Raw genomic sequence first — 15,602 nt, forward strand, 5'->3', positions numbered from 1 at the left:
GGGTGCGGCCGGACGGCTGGACCCGGGCTCGCGCCGCGGGGGGTTACAGGCTCCGGATAACCCCTTCCGCCCTGCTCACACCTGCCGGTTCCGGGGCGGCCGCCGCGGCCGGCTACTCCGACACCGCGGTGACCGCCGCGAGGAGACCGGCGTAGAGGACCAGGCCGGCGAGGAACCAGGGGAAGCTCGACCTGCGCCCGGAGGGGATCTCCTCCTTGAAGACGTTGAGGAGGATCGATCCGGCCAGCGCGGCGGTCAGCACACTGACCAGCAGGGTGCTGGTGGGCGCCAGAACCGCCGACAGACCCCAGCCCAGCAGCAGTGCGGCGGCCAGGGCGTACCGGCCGCCGCGCCGGAACCGCCCGTGGTAGTGCTCCTCCAGGGACCGGTCGGTGAGGACGAAGTGCAGGCCCATCGCGACGGTGAACAGCAGCGCGAACACCACTCCGGTCCGCAGCCGCAGGGCCATGGTGTAGGTGATCAGCGCGTTGTAGACGAGGAACGAGCCGAGGTGCAGCCGGTAGACCCAGGCGCCGGGCTCGCGCCCGCCGCCCACGCTGCTCCCCGCGTCCGCGTCGCGCCGCTCCCGCGCCCCCCGCCCGCCGTGCCGGTCGGCCAGCCGCTCCAGACCGTAGAAGCAGGTGAACCCGGCCAGGGCGACCGTGAAGACGCCCAGGTCGGTGAGCGGGGTGGGGCGCAGCACATCGCTCAGCGCCTCGCCGATCGCCTCGCTCCCCTCGGCGAGTTCGGGCAGCAGGTGCAGGAAGACGTACGCCACGGCCAGACCGCCGGCGAACGAGCCGGTGGCCCGTTCCGGCACCAGGGGCAGCTTGCGGATCCGCGGAGCCGTCAGGTGCAGGAGCGCCAGGAGCAGCGCGATGCCCAGCGAGGCCGCGACGCTCTCCCCGATCGACAGCTCCACGTGTACCTCCCTCTCGCCCGGCTTCGCGTTCCGTCCCCGGCTTCCCGGCACCGAGCAGGACATACACGGGCAAGTGGGCACCTCGGCGACGTGTCGTCCCGCCCCGAGGGGGAACCCCGGTGCGTCGAGACAGACGCACCGAGACTGCAACCGAGACAGCAAGCGCGGCCCGGTCCGCCGGGCCGGCGGGATGGACGTCTATGACCAGCGGGTACATGGGTCCCGAGGACTTCGGCCGGGATCCGCTCGGAGAGTTCCTCGCGCGCTTCCTGGGCGCCTCGTCGTCGGGCGGGCAGCGGCCGGGGCCCCGGTACTTCGACTTCGTGCGGCTGATGAGCGAGCCCGCCCGGCAGCTCGTCTCCTCCGCGGCGTCCTACGCCGCGCAGCACGGCAGCACCGACCTCAACACCGAGCACCTGCTGCGGGCGGCGCTCACCACCGAGCCGACCCGCGCCATGGTCTCCCGCGCCGGCGGCGATCCCGACACCATCGTCTCCGAGATCGACCGGCACGCCGGGGACGGTCCGCCGCGCTCCTCCATCTCCGTCAGCCCCGCCGTCAAGCGCGCACTGATGGACGCCCACCAGGTCGCCCGCTCCTCCGGTTCGTCGTACATCGGCCCGGAGCACGTGCTGGTGGCCCTGGCCGCCAACCGGGACTCCGCGGCCGGCCAGATCCTCAACGCCGCCCACTTCGATCCGCGCTCCGGGCTCCCCGAGGGGCCGCAGCCAGGCGGCCCGGGCCCGGCCGGCGAGCGCCAGCCCGCTCCCGGAGGACGCCCGGGGGGAACCGGCACACCGAACCTGGACAAGTTCGGCCGCGATCTGACCGAGTTCGCCCTCGAGGGACGCATCGACCCGGTGATCGGCCGCGACGAGCAGATCGAGCAGACCATCGAGATCCTGGCCCGGCGGGGCAAGAACAACCCGGTGCTGATCGGCGAGGCGGGCGTCGGCAAGACCGCCATCGTGGAGGGCCTGGCCCAGCGCATCGCCGACGGCGACGTGCCGGACAACCTGCTGGGCCGCCGCGTCGTCCAGCTGGACTTCGCGGGCGTGGTCGCCGGCACCCGCTACCGCGGCGACTTCGAGGAGCGGCTCAGCGGCATCATCGAGGAGATCCGCGCCCACACCGACGAGCTGATCGTCTTCATCGACGAACTGCACACGGTGGTGGGCGCCGGGGGCGGCGGCGAGAGCGGCGCGATGGACGCGAGCAACATGCTCAAGCCGGCCCTGTCCCGCGGCGAGCTGCACGTCATCGGCGCCACCACGCTGGAGGAGCACCGCCGCCACATCGAGAAGGACGCCGCGCTGGCCCGCCGCTTCCAGCCCGTCCTGGTCCCCGAGCCGGACACGGCCGACGCCGTGGAGATCCTGCGGGGGCTGCGCGACCGCTACGAGGCGCACCACCAGGTCCGCTACAGCGACGAGGCGCTGCTGGCGGCCGTGGAGCTGTCCGACCGCTATCTGACCGACCGCTTCCTGCCGGACAAGGCGATCGACCTGATGGACCAGGCGGGCGCGCGGGTGCGGCTGCGCTCGTCCACCCGGGGCACCGACGTGCGCGCCCTGGAGCGCGAGGCCGAGCAGCTGCGGCGGGACAAGGACCAGGCGGTGGCCGACGAGGACTACGAGCGCGCCAGGGAGCTGCGCGACCGACTCGCCGAGGTGGAGCGGCAGGCCGCCGAGGGGGGCGGGAGGCAGCCGGTGGGCGACCGTATCGCCGAGGTCGGCGTCGAGGACATCGCCGACATCGTCTCCCGGCAGACCGGCATCCCCGTCAGCACCCTCACCCAGGAGGAGAAGGCCCGGCTGCTGGGCCTGGAGGAGCACCTGCACCAGCGGGTCGTGGGCCAGGACGAGGCGGTCTCCGTCGTCGCCGACGCCGTGCTGCGCTCGCGGGCCGGGCTGTCCAGCCCCGACCGCCCGATCGGCAGCTTCCTCTTCCTCGGCCCCACCGGCGTGGGCAAGACCGAGCTGGCCCGCGCGCTGGCGGAGGCGCTGTTCGGCACCGACGACCGGATGGTGCGCCTGGACATGAGCGAGTACCAGGAGCGGCACACCGTCAGCCGGCTGGTCGGCGCTCCCCCGGGGTACGTCGGCCACGAGGAGGCCGGCCAGCTCACCGAGGCTGTGCGCCGCCACCCGTACTCGCTGCTGCTGCTGGACGAGGTGGAGAAGGCGCACCCGGACGTCTTCAACATCCTGCTCCAGGTCCTCGACGACGGGCGGCTGACCGACTCCCAGGGCCGCACGGTGGACTTCACCAACACCGTCATCGTGATGACCAGCAACCTCGGCTCCGAGGCCATCACCGGACGCGGCGGCACGCTGGGCTTCTCCCCCGGCGCGGCGGGGGGCGAGGCCGAGGAATCGGCCCGCCGCGAGCGGGTGCTGCGCCCGCTGCGCGAGCACTTCCGCCCGGAGTTCCTCAACCGCATCGACGAGATCGTGGTCTTCCGCCAGCTCTCCGACGAGCAGCTGCGGCGGATCACGGACATGCTGCTGGACGAGACGCGGCGGCGGCTGCACGCCCAGGACGTGGAGGTCGACTTCACCCCGCAGGCCGTGGAGTGGCTGGCCCGGCACGGCTACCAGCCGGAGTACGGGGCCCGGCCGCTGCGCCGCACCATCCAGCGGGAGGTGGACAACCAGCTCTCGCGGATGCTGCTCGGCGGCGAGCTGGCGCCGCACACCCGGCTGCGGGTGGACGTGTCGGACGGCACCCTGGTCTTCCACCGGGACCAGGCCGCCGCGCCGACGGTGCGGTAGGCGCCGCCCACCGGAACCCCTGCGGCGGCCGCCGTCCCCACCCCGGGAACGGCGGCCGCCGCAGGGGTTCCGGTGGGCGGCCTCAGTGGCCCTTGCCCCGGCCGGTGAGGGCGTCGCGGAGCCGGTCGACCATGCCCGCGCCCGCGTCCATGACCTTGTTGGCCGGCGGGGTGTCGGGGGCCGAGGGGTGGGGGCGCGTGGGGGCCGTCTTCTTCGCGGTGCGCGCCTTGTCGCCCAGCTTGTCCAGCTGCTCCTGGGTCGCCGCCTGGCGCAGCCGCGGGAAGAGGTTGCGCTCCTCGTCGGCGATGTGGGAGCGGATCTCGGTCATCAGCTCGGCGACGAGCCGGTCGAACTCGGGGTCGTCGGCGCCGCGCCCCTCCATCGCCTTCATGGTGCGCTCCGCCGCGGAGTGCTCCTCGATCTCCTTGTCGGCGATCTCGTCGCCGTCCGGCAGGAGTTCCCGCACCGCCGGGTACAGGTACTGCTCCTCGGCGACGGAGTGCCGCACCAGCTCCATGACGGCCTGGTCGGCGAACTCCTTGCGCCGCGCGTCTCCCACGGGCATGGCCTCGATCCTGCCGAAGAGCTCCTCGACCTCCCGGTGGTCCGTGCTCAGCTCCTGGATGATGTCTCCGCCGTGTCCCATGGCCGGTGTCTTCCTTTCGCCGTCTGTCACAGGCGTCCGCCGAGGAGGCGGACACAGGCAACGTGTGCCCGGAGTCCGAGGTGGCTAACGCCCTGTGACCCGCCGCCGTGCGCTCCCTGCCCCGCCGGGCCCCGGACGCGTCCGGACACGCCGACGCGGGGCCTGCGGCCGGGAGGCCGGGCCCCGCGTCGCCGTGCGCGCCGCCCGGGGCGGACGCCGGCCGTCCGGCTCACTTCTGGGTCAGCATGCCCTCGCGCAGGCGCGCCAGCGCCCTGCTCAGCAGACGTGAGACGTGCATCTGCGAGATCCCCAGCTCGGCCCCGATCTCCGACTGCGTCATGTCGCCGCCGAAGCGCATCTGCAGGATGCGCCGGTCGCGCTCGTCGAGCTGCTCCATCAGCGGCTTGAGGGCGTGGAGGTTCTCCACCTTCTCCAGGGCCGGGTCGACGTCCCCGAGCTGGTCGGCCAGCGGGGTGTCCTTGCCCTCGTCGCCCACGGGGAGGTCCAGGGAACCGGCGACGTAGCCGTTGCTGGCCACCTGCCCCTCGATGACCTCCTCGACCGTGACGTTCATGAACTCCGCCAGCTCCTCGGTGGTGGCGGAGCGGCCCAGCCGGCGGCCGAGTTCCTCGTTCGCCCGGGCCAGCTCGATGCGCAGCTCCTGCAGCCGCCTGGGTACGCGTACGGCCCAGCTGGTGTCCCGGAAGAAGCGCTTGATCTCCCCCACGATGTACGGAACGGCGAAGGAGGTGAACTCCACCTCGCGGCTCAGGTCGAAACGGTCGATGGCCTTGATCAGGCCGATGGTGCCGACCTGGACGATGTCGTCCATCGGCTCCGCGCGGTGGCGGAAGCGGGAGGCGACGTAGTTGACCAGCGTCAGGTTGAGCTCGATGAGGGTGTTGCGCGCGTACTGGTACTCGTGCGTCCCCTCCTCCAGCACGCGCAGGCGCTCGAAGAACAGCTTCGACAGCTGCCGGGCATCGCGGGGGGCGACCTTGCCCGCGTCCTCGATTCTCGGCAGTTCGGGCAGATCAGTGGAGGCGGTCTCCTGCTCCTGGTCCGGCAAGACGTCACCGCTCGTCAGCTGAACCTCGGGGCTCAGGCTACGCATCATGCCCTCCTCTTTTGATCTGTCATGTGCAGCACGGCGCGTACCCGGCCCCGAACAACTCACACGCCCATCCGGGTGAGGTTTTACCTACGTACACACGATGTCTGTTAATCACCCGGGGTAAATGCCACCATAACGGATTTACTTCTCACAGCATATAGCCGTGAATGGCATGTTCCCGGTGGCGGACGGGCCGCCGGAGCCGCTCGGCCTCCCGTCCGCTCGCGTGACCACCGGCGCACGGAGGGCGAGAGGTCCTAGGTTGTGCATGGCGGCCGGCCCGGCCGCCGCCACACAGGGCACAGGATCAGGAGGGTCCCATGACCGACGGCCAACCCCGCACCGACCGGGACGCGCTGTCCGCGATCGACCGCAGCATCCCGCACTCGGCGCGGATCTGGAACTACTGGCTGGGCGGCAAGGACAACTACACCGCCGACCGCGAGGCGGGCGACCAGTACCAGGAGATCTTCCCCGGAATCGTGGAACTCGCCCGCGCCTCGCGGGGATTCCTCTCCCGCGCCGTGACGCACCTGGCCGGCGACCTGGGCGTGCGGCAGTTCCTGGACATCGGCACCGGCCTGCCGACCGCCGACAACACCCACGAGGTCGCCCAGCGGACCGCCCCCGAGTCGCGGATCGTCTACGTCGACAACGACCCCCTGGTCCTGGCCCACGCCCGGGCCCTGCTGACCTCCACACCCGAGGGCGCCACCGCCTACATCGACGCCGATCTGCGCAGCCCCGACACCATCCTGGCCGAGGCCGCCCGGACCCTGGACCTCGACCGCCCGGTCGGCCTGATGCTGATGAACATCCTGGGCCACATCGAGGACTACGACGAGGCCAGGTCGATCGTGAAGCGGCTGATGGCGGCGCTGCCGTCGGGCAGCTGCCTGGTGAGCAACGACGGCACCGACGGCAACGAGGCGTTCAACCGCGCTCAGCGGTTCTACAACGAGATGGCCGGGGTCCCCTACATCCTCCGCGCCCCCGAGCAGATCGCCGGGTACTTCAGGGGCCTGGAGGTACTGGAGCCGGGCGTGGTGCCGGTCTCGCAGTGGCGGCCGGAGGCCCCGCCGACCGGAGCGCCGCTCTCCGGCGGCCTTCCCCCCGCCGTGGACGAGTACGGCGGGGTCGGCGTCAAGCCGTGACGTGCGGGAGGGGAAGCCGCGGCCGGGGCTGGGCGGCGGCTCAGCGCCTGGCGTGGCGGCCCCGGCCGCGCCTCGCCTCCGCGGGCGTGTCGGCCGCCACCGCCTCGGCCACGCCCCGCAGGGGGATGGTGGCGTCGTCCAGGAGGGCGTCGGCGGCGGGCGCCGCCCCGCCCGGCCCGCGCCGGGCACGCAGGTACTCGACGACGATCGGGAGCACCGAGAGGAGCACGATCAGGATCAGGATCAGGTCGATGTTGTCGCGGACGAACCGCACCTGTCCCAGCGCCGCGCCCAGCAGCGTCACGCCCGCGCCCCACAGCACCCCGCCGAGGACGTTGAAGATCAGGAAGCTGCGGTAGTCCATCCGGCTGACGCCGGCGATGACCGGTGTGAAGGTCCGCACGATCGGCACGAAGCGGGCCAGCACCAGGGACTTGGGCCCGTGCTTCTCGAAGAACTCGTGGGCCTTCTCCACGTTCTCCCGCTTGAAGAAGCGGGAGTCCGGCCGCCTGAACAGAGCCGGCCCCACCTTCCGGCCGAACAGGTAGCCCACCTGGTCCCCGGCGACCGCGGCGATGACGATCAGGGTGCACACCAGCCACAGCGGATAGTGCAGGTACTGGTTGGTGGCGACCAGCAGACCGGTGGTGAACAGCAGCGAGTCACCGGGCAGGAAGAAGCCGATGAGCAGCCCTGATTCGGCGAAGACGATGCAGAGGATGCCGATCAGACCGAAGGTCTGGATGAGGTGGTCCGGGTCCAGCCAGGCCGGACCGAGCGCGAGAGGGGTCACTGGGGACGTGCTCCTGAGACGGTTGCATGCGCCGGGGCGAGACCTCGGGCGCACGCGCCGCCCGGGAATCGTGGTGCCGGACGGCACCTGTGGCTGGAACATACAGCGTGTTCGGCGGCCGTCCGGTTCCCGTCCCGGGGGACGGACGGCCGAAATCCGTCCGGAGCACAGGGGCCGGTGACCGGCGACGGCACCGCCCGCACGGGGCGGGCGGTGCCGTGGAGCGGGCCGCGGGAGGCCTCCCGCGGCCCGCTCGGCCTGCTAGGGGAGGTACTTCTCGACGGCGGCGGCTCCGTGCTCCTCCAGCTCCCTGCGCGCCTTCTCGATCCGTTCCGGCGTGGGCTCGCGGCCGGACAGCATGACCAGATCCTCCGGGTCCACCGGCTGCTCGCTGCCGGTGCGCAGGTGCGTCGGCCGCGGCGCGGAGGACTCTTCCTTGTCGTGTTCACCCTTCACAACGAGCCTCCTCTGCTCGGTTCCACCCCCGTGAGCGGGGTTGTCTGCTGCGTACCCCCACATTCCCGGCTGATTCGCCCCGGGCGGTACGCACGGTCACGGGCCGGTCCGCTCCGGGCTCGCCCCCGAGGCGCGCCCGACGGCCCTGAGCCGGTCGCGGCCCAGTCTCGCCAGCGCCCCCGCCCCCGCGGTGTAGGCCAGCGAGAGCACGGCCGCCGCCTGCGCCGGGTGCAGGGCGGACTCCAGGGTCCGCAGCGCCGCCCGGTGGGCGGAGCCCACCGCCAGCAGTGCGCACACCCCGGCGCCGCCCAGCAGGGCGCCGCCGGCGCCCGCCTGCCGGGCGGCGGTCCGCAGCCCGTCGCCGAACCCCTGGAAGCGGTCGCGGAAGAGCTCGGACGCCTCCCGGGTCACCTGCTCCACGGCGTCGGCGATGTGCTCGCCCGCGGTTCCGCTCTGCGGCATGTCTCCCTCTCCCTCCGGGCCCGGTCCGCCCGGTGCTCGTGTTCCCGCCGCGCCCGGCGGCGCGGCGTCCCCACGACGCCCCGTACCCGCCGCGGTCCGTCCGATGCCCGTCCCCGCCCGGGCGTGCGCCGGGCCCCCGGCGGCTCCGGCCGGGGGCCCGGCGCACGCGGTCCCGGGCTCAGTCCCGGCCGCTGGGGTTGTCCTCCGGGAACTTGCGGGTGTCTCGCGGCTCGACGTAGGGCTCCTCGTCGGCCGGATGCCCCGCCTCGATGGCCCGGCCGCGTTCGATCTCGGCGTTGAGCTCCTGGCCCAGCAGGATCACGATGTTGGTGATCCACAGCCAGATCAGGAAGATGATCACGCCCGCCAGGCTGCCGTACGTCTTGTTGTAGTTGCCGAAGTTGGCGACGTAGAAGGCGAAGGCGGCCGACGCCAGGATCCACAGCAGCACGGCGAGCAGGCTGCCGGGGCTGACCCAGCGGAAGCGGCGCTTGACGTTGGGCGCGGCCCAGTACAGCAGCGCGATCATGAAGGCGACGAGCAGGACCAGCACCGGCCACTTGGCGATGCTCCACACCGTCAGGAAGGTGTCGCCCAGGCCGATGACGTCGCCGGCCCGCTGTGCGATGTCGCCGGTGAAGACCACCGCGATCGAACTCAGCGCCAGGATGACCAGCAGGACCAGGGTGATGCCCACCCGTACCGGCAGCGTCATCCAGATCGGGCGCCCCTCCTCGATGTCGTAGATGGCGTTGGAGGCACGCATGAAGGCGGCGACGTATCCGGACGCGGACCAGATCGCCAGGGCGAGACCGATGACCAGCGCGAACCCGGCGGCCCCCTGGTTGTTCTGGAGCTGCGTCAGCATGCTCTCGAGGATGTCGCGCGCGGCGCCCGGCGCGATGCCGCCGAGGTTGTCGATCAGTGGCTGGATCGCGGACCTGCCGATCACGCCCAGGATCGACACCAGCGCGAGCAGCGCGGGGAAGATCGACAGGACTCCGTAGTAGGTGAGGGCGGCCGCCCAGTCGGTGACGTTGTCGTCCTTGAACTCGGCGACCGTACGCTTCAGCACGCTCTTCCAGGACTTCTTCGGCAGGTCGGTGGGCTCCTCGGGGGTCTGCCCGGTGGAACCGCCCTGCTGCTGACTCTTGTGCTTCGACATGTGGTGGCACCTCACCGGCTCCCGGCCCGGCCGCCCCCCCCCCCCCCCCCCCCCCCCCCCCGCGAGGGAGGGGGGCGGCCGCCGCGGGGCCTGTCTCAGTGCGCCGAGCCGGGGCTCTGGCGGCGGGTCTCGTCGGCCACGCTCTGCCCGGACTGGCGGGCCTGTCCCTTGACCTCCCCCGCCTGCCCGCGCGCCTCGTCGGCCGTGGTGCGGGCGGCGTCCGAGGCGGTCTCCTTGACCTGCTGGGCCGCCTGCTGGCCGGACTGCCTGGCGTCCTCCTTCAGGTGCTCCACCGACTCCATCGCCGCTTCCTTGACCGGCTCGGCCAGTTCGCCCGCCTTCTCGGAGAGCCGGCCCACCGCCTGCTCCTCCTTGTGCGAGCTGCGCAGCATCGAGGCCGCCAGCATCCCGGCGCCGAAGGCGATCACACCGGCGGCCAGCGGGTTGCCCTGGGTCTTGCGCGCGGCGTGGTGGGGGGCGGCCTTGACGGCCTCGCCCGCCTGGCCGGCTCCCTCGCGCGCCTTGTCCGCGGTGTGTCCGGCGCTCTCACGGACCGACTGCGTCGTGTCCGAGGTGGTTCCCATGACTCGCTCCCGTACTACGGTCATCCTGCCCTTCGCCCGCTCCTTGCGGCGGCGGACGGCGTGGCGGGGGTTGGCGTGGTCGGCAAGCCTGCCGACATCCTCCGACAGCTCCTGCCGGGTGGTGTCGATCTGAGCCCTCAGCTCGTCGGGTGACGTGCCCATTCGGCGTCCTCCTTGAGGGTCTGGACGGTGCGTTCCGGCTTGGGGTGGACCTGCTTCATCCTCGAGCGGCCCATCACGTACATCACGGCCGCCGCCACGCCCCACAGAACGGTGACGATGAGCGCCGCCCAGCCCCAGTCCATGACGTTGGCCAGACCGAAGGTGAGCGCCAGGGAGGCGAACAGGATCGTCATGTAGCCGGCGAGCCCGGCGCCGCCGTACATGCCGGCGGCCTTGCCGGCCTTGGCCGCCTCCTCGCGGATCTCGGCCTTGGCCAGCTCCACCTCCTGCCGGAAGAGCTTCTGGGCGTCCGAGGTGACCGCGGAGAGCAGCTCGCCGATCGAGGCGTCGTCCTGCGCCCTCCTGTCCCGGACCTCCGGCTCGGTGTCCGGCCGATGAGCGGTGTACGCCATGTCAGCCCACCTCCGGACGGCGGGGGACGTCGGGGGTCCCGTAGGTGCCGGTGGCCCCGTAGCCACCGGTGCCGGTGGTGCCCGGAGTGCCGCCGTAGGAGGGCTCTCCGTAGCCCGGCATCTGCCGGATCTCTCCGCCCGGGCCCGTGGCGACCGCCGTGCCCTGCGGCGGCGGGTAGGCCTCGTAGCCCTGGGCCTGGGCCGTACCGGAGCCGTCCTGCCCCTGCTGGGCCGTCTTGGTGCCCGCCTTGGCCACGCGCCCGATGGCGAAGCCGGCCAGCGCCGCACCTGCCAGGAACGCGCCCGGGCGGCGGCGCGCGAAGGACTCCACGCCCTCGACCAGGCCGCCCACACCCCGCTCCTCCAGCATGTCCGCCGCGCGGCGGCCGCCGTCGGCGGCCTGGGCCACCAGATTCCGCACCGGGGAGTCGGACCGGGTGTTCTCCGCCATGCCCGACAGGTCGTCGGCCCACTGGCGTATGGTGTCGGCCGTCCTCCTGGTCTGCGTGTCCGCCTCCTGCGTGGCACGCTCCCTGAGGTGGCCCGCCACGTTGACGACCTGGTCGCGGGCCTCGCCCGTCACGTTGCGCGCCTGCTCCTTGGCGCTGCCGGCCACGGTGCCCGCGGCCTCCTTCGCCCGGTCGGCCGTGGCCCGGGTCTCCTGCTTCGCGGCCTGGCCTGTCTGCTGTGCGGGGCCGTTGCCCGCGGTCGGAGATTCACTCACCGGTGCCTCCAGTTGGTCTTACGGAATTTGCCTTTTGCGTTATATGTGACTAGTGGCTCACAAAGGGCGAAGTACCCGGCCTTCGACCCGGCATTCACACAACATTCCCTTTTGACTGGTGCACCGGCGGCACACCGGCGCGACCAGGGCCCGCGCGGAAGGGACATCTCCGAACGGGCCCTGGCGTGAAGGCGGGAGCCGGCGGCTCAGCGGCGGCGGCGCCGCTTGTCGTCGGCGGTCTCCTCCTCGATGCGCTCCTTGCGCACCTGCCCCTCGACGGTCTCCTCCTCGGTGCGCTCGTCGGTGGTCAGGCGCACCCGCTCCACCGGGTGCACCTCGGTCTCGACCACCGGGCGCTCCTCGTGGAGGGTCACCTCGTGCTCGGCCTCGGTGATCTCCGGGCCGCTCAGGGCCTCGTCCCTGTTCTCCGCGGTGATGGGCTCGCGCTCCACGCGGACTTCCTCGCGCCGCACGGGCACCGTCTTCTGGACGTCCTCGGTGACGACGTACTTGCGCAGCCGGGCCCTGCCGGTCTCCTGGCGCTCGACACCGACGCGCATCTCCTCCTCGGAACGCGTCATGGCGTCGTCGCGGCCACGGGTTCCGCCCGCACCGGTGCGGTCCCCCGCCGTGCCGGCAGTGCCCGCCGCGGCGGCCGTACCGGCGGTGCCCGCCGTCCCCGTGTCGGTGCGGCGGGTCTCCTCCCGCCCGTCGCCGCCCCAGGCCACGCCGTAGTAGTCGTACAGCCGGCGCTCCTCCTGCTCGGACAGGTGTCCGCCCTGGTCCACGTCGACGTGGGGCGCGCCCTTGACCTGGTCCTTGGAGTACGGCACCTCCAGGTGGTCCTCCACCATGGCCGCGTCGTGGATCGGAACGAAGGTCTCATGGCTGCCGAAGAGCCCGGTGCGGACGCTCGCCCACTCCGGCTGGCCCGTGACGTCGTCGAGGAAGACGTGCCCAGCCTCTCCGATCTTCTTGCCTTCGGCGTCGTAGACCTGGTGGTCCAGCACCTCGGGTATCTGCTCCTTGGTGATCATGAGGCTCTCCTCGTTGCCGGTTCCTCTGACTCCAAGGCTGCGGGTAACCACCCGAAAGGCCCTGGAAACCGGCAAAAAGAGCAAACATGGACAAAGATGAAGAGTTCTCCTTCCTCTCGCCGAAGCGCCGGAACTTCCCCTCACCCGCCCGTGTAGCGGCGGGAACGCCGGGTACACCGACCGCCGTCGACCCGAGCGGGCCGAAGGGAGACGCCGAGTGCCGCTCCGGCTTGAGGACTACGCCCTGCTGGGCGACACCCGCACCGCCGCGCTGGTGGGCTACGACGGCTCGGTGGACTGGCTGTGCCTGCCCCGGTTCGACTCCGAAGCGTGCTTCGCCGCCCTGCTGGGCCGCCCCGAGCACGGCCGCTGGCTGCTCGCCCCCCGTGACCGGGCCCGGCCGCTGGCCCGCCGCTACCGCGGCGACAGCGCGGTGCTGGAGACCGAGTACGCCGGCCCCGAAGGCCGGGCCCGGGTGATCGACTGCATGCCCGTCGACGGCGACCACCCCTCGGTGGTACGCGTCGTCGAGGGCCTGGAGGGGCGGGTGCGGATGCGTTCGCTGATGCGCCTGTGCTTCGACTACGGCAACACCCCGGCGTGGCTGCGGCCCGAGGGGCGCAGACTGCGCGCCTACGCGGGACCGGACGTGGTCGTCCTCGACTCCGGTGCGGACTTCACCGTGGAGGACGGCGACTGCACCGCGGACTTCTCCGTCGACGCGGGCGAGAAGGTGGGCTTCCGGCTGGCCTGGAGAGGGCTGCGCCACGGGGAGCCGGAGCGGCCGGACACCGCCGGGCTGGTCCGGACCGTGGCCGCCACCGAGCGGTGGTGGCGGGAGTGGGCCGGCCACTGCACCTACTCCGGCGAGTACCGCGAGGCGGTGGTGCGCTCCCTGGTCACGCTCAAGGCGCTGAGCTACTCGCCCAGCGGCGGCATCGTGGCCGCCCCCACCACCTCCCTGCCCGAACAGCTGGGCGGGGTGCGCAACTGGGACTACCGCTACTGCTGGCTGCGCGACGCCACCTTCACCCTCATGGCGCTGCTGGGCTCCGGATACGAGCGGGAGGCGGTGGCCTGGCGCGACTGGCTGCTGCGCGCGCTGGCCGGCGACCCGCGGCGGATGCAGATCATGTACGGCATCGAGGGCGAGCGCATGCTGCCCGAGACGGAGCTGGACTGGCTGCCCGGATACGAGCACTCCCGCCCCGTGCGCATCGGCAACGCCGCCTCCGGACAGCTCCAGCTGGACGTCCACGGGGAGCTCATGGACGCCCTGCACCAGGCCAGGGTCCGGGGCGTACCGCCGGACCCGGACGCCTGGCGGGTCCAGTCCGTGCTGATGGATTTCCTGGAGTCGCACTGGCGCGATCCCGACAACGGCATCTGGGAGGTGCGCGGCCCCCGACGGGACTTCACCCACTCCAAGGTGATGGCCTGGGTGGCCGCCGACCGGGCGGTGAAGGCGGTGGAGCGATTCGGCCTGGAAGGGCCGGCCGACCGGTGGAGGCGCCTGCGGCAGGAGATCTTCCGTGAGGTCTGCGCGTACGGCTACGACGCCGACCGCGCGACCTTCACCCAGTACTACGGCTCCGCCGAACTGGACGCGTCGCTGCTGCTCATCCCGTCCGTGGGCTTCCTGCCCGCGAACGACCCCCGGATGAGGGGCACCGTGGCCGCGATCGAGCGGGAGCTGCTCAGGGACGGCCTCGTGCAGCGCTACACGATGGGCAGCCGCACCGACGCCGTGGACGGCCTGCCCGCGGGCGAGGCGGCCTTCCTGCCCTGCACCTTCTGGCTGGCCGACAACTACATCCTCCAGGGCCGCGTACGCGAGGGGCGGGAGCTGTTCGAGCGGCTGCTGGGCCTGCGCAACGACCTGGGCCTGCTGTCGGAGGAGTACGACACCGGGCACCGGCGGCTGGTCGGCAACTTCCCCCAGGCCCTCTCCCACATCCCGCTGATCGACACCGCGCAGAACCTGGCCGGGGGCCTGGGCCCGTCCAGGTTCCGCTCCGGCGGCGAGGGTCCCTGATCCCGCCCCGGTGAGCCCGGCGAGCCCGGCCCCGTCCGTCCGGCCGGTTCAGTGCCGGGTGAGCTCTATGACCGTCTTGACGTCGTCCGGCCGCCGCTCGAAGGCCTGCGCGAAGGACTCCAGCGGCACCCGGCGGGTGATCAGCGCGTCCAGCCAGCCCCGGTCCGCCTCGGCGAGGGCGGCGGCCGCGGCGGCGTAGTGCCGCCGGTTGGCGTTGACCGAGCCGACCACCGCGGAGTTGTCCAGCACCAGTTCGCGGTTGAGGTACCCGGCGTCCACCTCCAGGGTGCGCCCGGCGGGCGACAGCCCGGTCAGGCAGAGCACGCCGTAGGGGTCCATGGCCGACATCACCCCGAAGACCACCGGTGCGGCGCCGGTCGCCTCGATCACCACGTCCGGCCGCACCCGCTCCATGACCCGCTCGGCGTCCTCGCAGTGGTACTCGGCGCCCAGCCGCCGGACCAGTTCGGGCTTGGGTCCGCTCTCCACCCGGTCCAGGACGTGGACCTCCAGACCGCGCTGGTGCCCGAGCAGCGCGGCGAGCAGCCCGATCGGCCCCGCCCCCGTGACGAGCACCGAGTGCGGGGCGAACCAGGACCTCCCGCCGATCCGCTCCACCTGGTCCCAGGCCTTGGCCACCACGGTGGTGGGCTCCATGAGCACCCCGACGTGCTCCAGTCCGGGGTCCAGGCGCACCGCGTAGTCGGCCTCGACCGTCCAGGAGGTCGAGGCGTATCCGTCGAGCCCCTTGATGCCGCGCTCGGTGAACATCCCGTTGCGGCACATGTCGAAGTAGCCGTGGGCGCAGGCCCCGCACGGCACGGGGTCGGGCCGGCGGACGACACCGACCACCAGGTCGCCCGGCACCCAGCCGCTGTCCGGCGGCGCCTGGCGCACCCGGCCCAGGGACTCGTGGCCGATGACCAGGCGCTCACGGTCCGGCGGCGGGGCTCCGTGACCTCCCGAGACGATCTCCATATCGGTGCCGCACACTCCGACGGCCAGGCCGTCCACCAGCAGCTCCCCCTCTCCCGGTTCGGGATCGGGGAGGGTGTCGAGCCGCAGGGAGTTCTTCCGGTCGGGAGCCACGGTCAGCGCCTGCACGTCCACTCCATCCGTCGGGCGGGGTCCGGTGCTTCTCGCTGTACCCCCGGCCGCGGC

Annotated in this window: 15 protein-coding genes; 3 read left to right on the forward strand and 12 right to left on the reverse strand. The window is 72.5% G+C overall.

Translation table 11 applies throughout. The features are described 5' to 3' along the window. Positions 1-112: 112 nt before the first annotated feature. On the reverse strand, positions 113-922 hold the full coding sequence (locus BMY40_RS06775; protein ID WP_093656460.1) for a hypothetical protein: 810 nt from the start codon (positions 920-922) through the stop codon (positions 113-115). A 200-nt stretch (positions 923-1,122) separates the two neighbouring features. Between BMY40_RS06775 and BMY40_RS06780 the strand changes: the two genes are divergently transcribed. Next, positions 1,123-3,696 carry an ATP-dependent Clp protease ATP-binding subunit gene (locus tag BMY40_RS06780; protein ID WP_177213904.1) on the forward strand — a complete coding sequence of 858 codons (2,574 nt, stop codon included), beginning with the start codon at positions 1,123-1,125 and terminating at the stop codon, positions 3,694-3,696. Positions 3,697-3,778: 82 nt separating this feature from the next. Here BMY40_RS06780 and BMY40_RS06785 read toward each other — a convergent pair whose 3' ends face one another. After that, positions 3,779-4,342, reverse strand: a complete 564-nt coding sequence (locus tag BMY40_RS06785) for a hemerythrin domain-containing protein (RefSeq protein WP_093656462.1) — start codon at positions 4,340-4,342, stop codon at positions 3,779-3,781. 229 nt (positions 4,343-4,571) lie between these two features. Next, positions 4,572-5,456, reverse strand: a complete 885-nt coding sequence (locus tag BMY40_RS06790; protein WP_093656464.1) for an RNA polymerase sigma factor SigF — start codon at positions 5,454-5,456, stop codon at positions 4,572-4,574. Positions 5,457-5,776: 320 nt separating this feature from the next. Here BMY40_RS06790 and BMY40_RS06795 point away from each other — a divergent pair, with 320 nt between their 5' ends. Beyond that, the gene (locus tag BMY40_RS06795; RefSeq protein WP_093656466.1) at positions 5,777-6,610 is read left to right on the forward strand and encodes an SAM-dependent methyltransferase; all 834 of its coding nucleotides are present in this window, start codon (positions 5,777-5,779) and stop codon (positions 6,608-6,610) included. Positions 6,611-6,650: 40 nt separating this feature from the next. Here BMY40_RS06795 and BMY40_RS06800 read toward each other — a convergent pair whose 3' ends face one another. From BMY40_RS06800 to BMY40_RS06835, 8 genes are all read right to left on the reverse strand, one after another. Then, a complete protein-coding gene (locus BMY40_RS06800; protein WP_093656468.1) occupies positions 6,651-7,403 on the reverse strand; it encodes a DedA family protein in 753 nt (250 codons plus the stop codon). 261 nt (positions 7,404-7,664) lie between these two features. Further along, the gene (locus BMY40_RS06805) at positions 7,665-7,859 is read right to left on the reverse strand and encodes a hypothetical protein (protein WP_093656470.1); all 195 of its coding nucleotides are present in this window, start codon (positions 7,857-7,859) and stop codon (positions 7,665-7,667) included. Between the two features lie 96 nt (positions 7,860-7,955). After that, entirely contained in the window at positions 7,956-8,321 is a 366-nt protein-coding gene (locus BMY40_RS06810) for a phage holin family protein (RefSeq protein ID WP_093656472.1), read from the reverse strand. Between the two features lie 178 nt (positions 8,322-8,499). Beyond that, positions 8,500-9,486 (reverse strand): YihY/virulence factor BrkB family protein, encoded by a 987-nt coding sequence (locus BMY40_RS06815; protein ID WP_093656474.1) that lies wholly within the window; start codon positions 9,484-9,486, stop codon positions 8,500-8,502. Between the two features lie 95 nt (positions 9,487-9,581). Beyond that, on the reverse strand, positions 9,582-10,232 hold the full coding sequence (locus BMY40_RS06820) for a DUF3618 domain-containing protein (protein ID WP_093656476.1): 651 nt from the start codon (positions 10,230-10,232) through the stop codon (positions 9,582-9,584). After that, complete coding sequence (locus BMY40_RS06825) at positions 10,208-10,645, reverse strand: phage holin family protein (RefSeq protein ID WP_093656478.1); 438 nt, start codon at positions 10,643-10,645, stop codon at positions 10,208-10,210. Before BMY40_RS06825 ends, BMY40_RS06820 begins: the two co-directional genes overlap by 25 nt. A 1-nt stretch (position 10,646) precedes the next feature. Beyond that, positions 10,647-11,369 carry a hypothetical protein gene (locus tag BMY40_RS06830; protein WP_093656480.1) on the reverse strand — a complete coding sequence of 241 codons (723 nt, stop codon included), beginning with the start codon at positions 11,367-11,369 and terminating at the stop codon, positions 10,647-10,649. Between the two features lie 206 nt (positions 11,370-11,575). After that, complete coding sequence (locus BMY40_RS06835) at positions 11,576-12,406, reverse strand: DUF2382 domain-containing protein (protein WP_093656482.1); 831 nt, start codon at positions 12,404-12,406, stop codon at positions 11,576-11,578. A gap of 217 nt (positions 12,407-12,623) precedes the next feature. On the opposite strand from BMY40_RS06835, the gene BMY40_RS06840 reads away from it, so the two are divergent. Beyond that, positions 12,624-14,441, forward strand: coding sequence for a glycoside hydrolase family 15 protein (locus BMY40_RS06840; protein WP_093656484.1), 1,818 nt, complete (start codon positions 12,624-12,626; stop codon positions 14,439-14,441). Positions 14,442-14,489: 48 nt separating this feature from the next. Here the strand turns inward: BMY40_RS06840 and BMY40_RS06845 are convergent, their stop codons facing one another. Beyond that, on the reverse strand, positions 14,490-15,545 hold the full coding sequence (locus tag BMY40_RS06845; RefSeq protein ID WP_093656824.1) for a glucose 1-dehydrogenase: 1,056 nt from the start codon (positions 15,543-15,545) through the stop codon (positions 14,490-14,492). Between the last annotated feature and the right edge of the window lie 57 nt (positions 15,546-15,602).

It is taken from the genome of Streptomyces radiopugnans (assembly GCF_900110735.1).
Taxonomy (GTDB): Bacteria; Actinomycetota; Actinomycetes; order Streptomycetales; family Streptomycetaceae; genus Streptomyces; species Streptomyces radiopugnans.

What these genes read in the sequence shown, in the direction of transcription:
- BMY40_RS06780 (WP_177213904.1), top strand. Translation starts at nt 1,123, where the DNA reads ATGACCAGCGGGTACATGGGTCCCGAGGACTTCGGCCGGGATCCGCTC.
- BMY40_RS06785 (WP_093656462.1), bottom strand. Translation starts at nt 4,342, where the DNA reads ATGGGACACGGCGGAGACATCATCCAGGAGCTGAGCACGGACCACCGG.
- BMY40_RS06790 (WP_093656464.1), bottom strand. Translation starts at nt 5,456, where the DNA reads ATGCGTAGCCTGAGCCCCGAGGTTCAGCTGACGAGCGGTGACGTCTTG.
- BMY40_RS06795 (WP_093656466.1), top strand. Translation starts at nt 5,777, where the DNA reads ATGACCGACGGCCAACCCCGCACCGACCGGGACGCGCTGTCCGCGATC.
- BMY40_RS06810 (WP_093656472.1), bottom strand. Translation starts at nt 8,321, where the DNA reads ATGCCGCAGAGCGGAACCGCGGGCGAGCACATCGCCGACGCCGTGGAG.
- BMY40_RS06815 (WP_093656474.1), bottom strand. Translation starts at nt 9,486, where the DNA reads ATGTCGAAGCACAAGAGTCAGCAGCAGGGCGGTTCCACCGGGCAGACC.
- BMY40_RS06820 (WP_093656476.1), bottom strand. Translation starts at nt 10,232, where the DNA reads ATGGGCACGTCACCCGACGAGCTGAGGGCTCAGATCGACACCACCCGG.
- BMY40_RS06825 (WP_093656478.1), bottom strand. Translation starts at nt 10,645, where the DNA reads ATGGCGTACACCGCTCATCGGCCGGACACCGAGCCGGAGGTCCGGGAC.
- BMY40_RS06835 (WP_093656482.1), bottom strand. Translation starts at nt 12,406, where the DNA reads ATGATCACCAAGGAGCAGATACCCGAGGTGCTGGACCACCAGGTCTAC.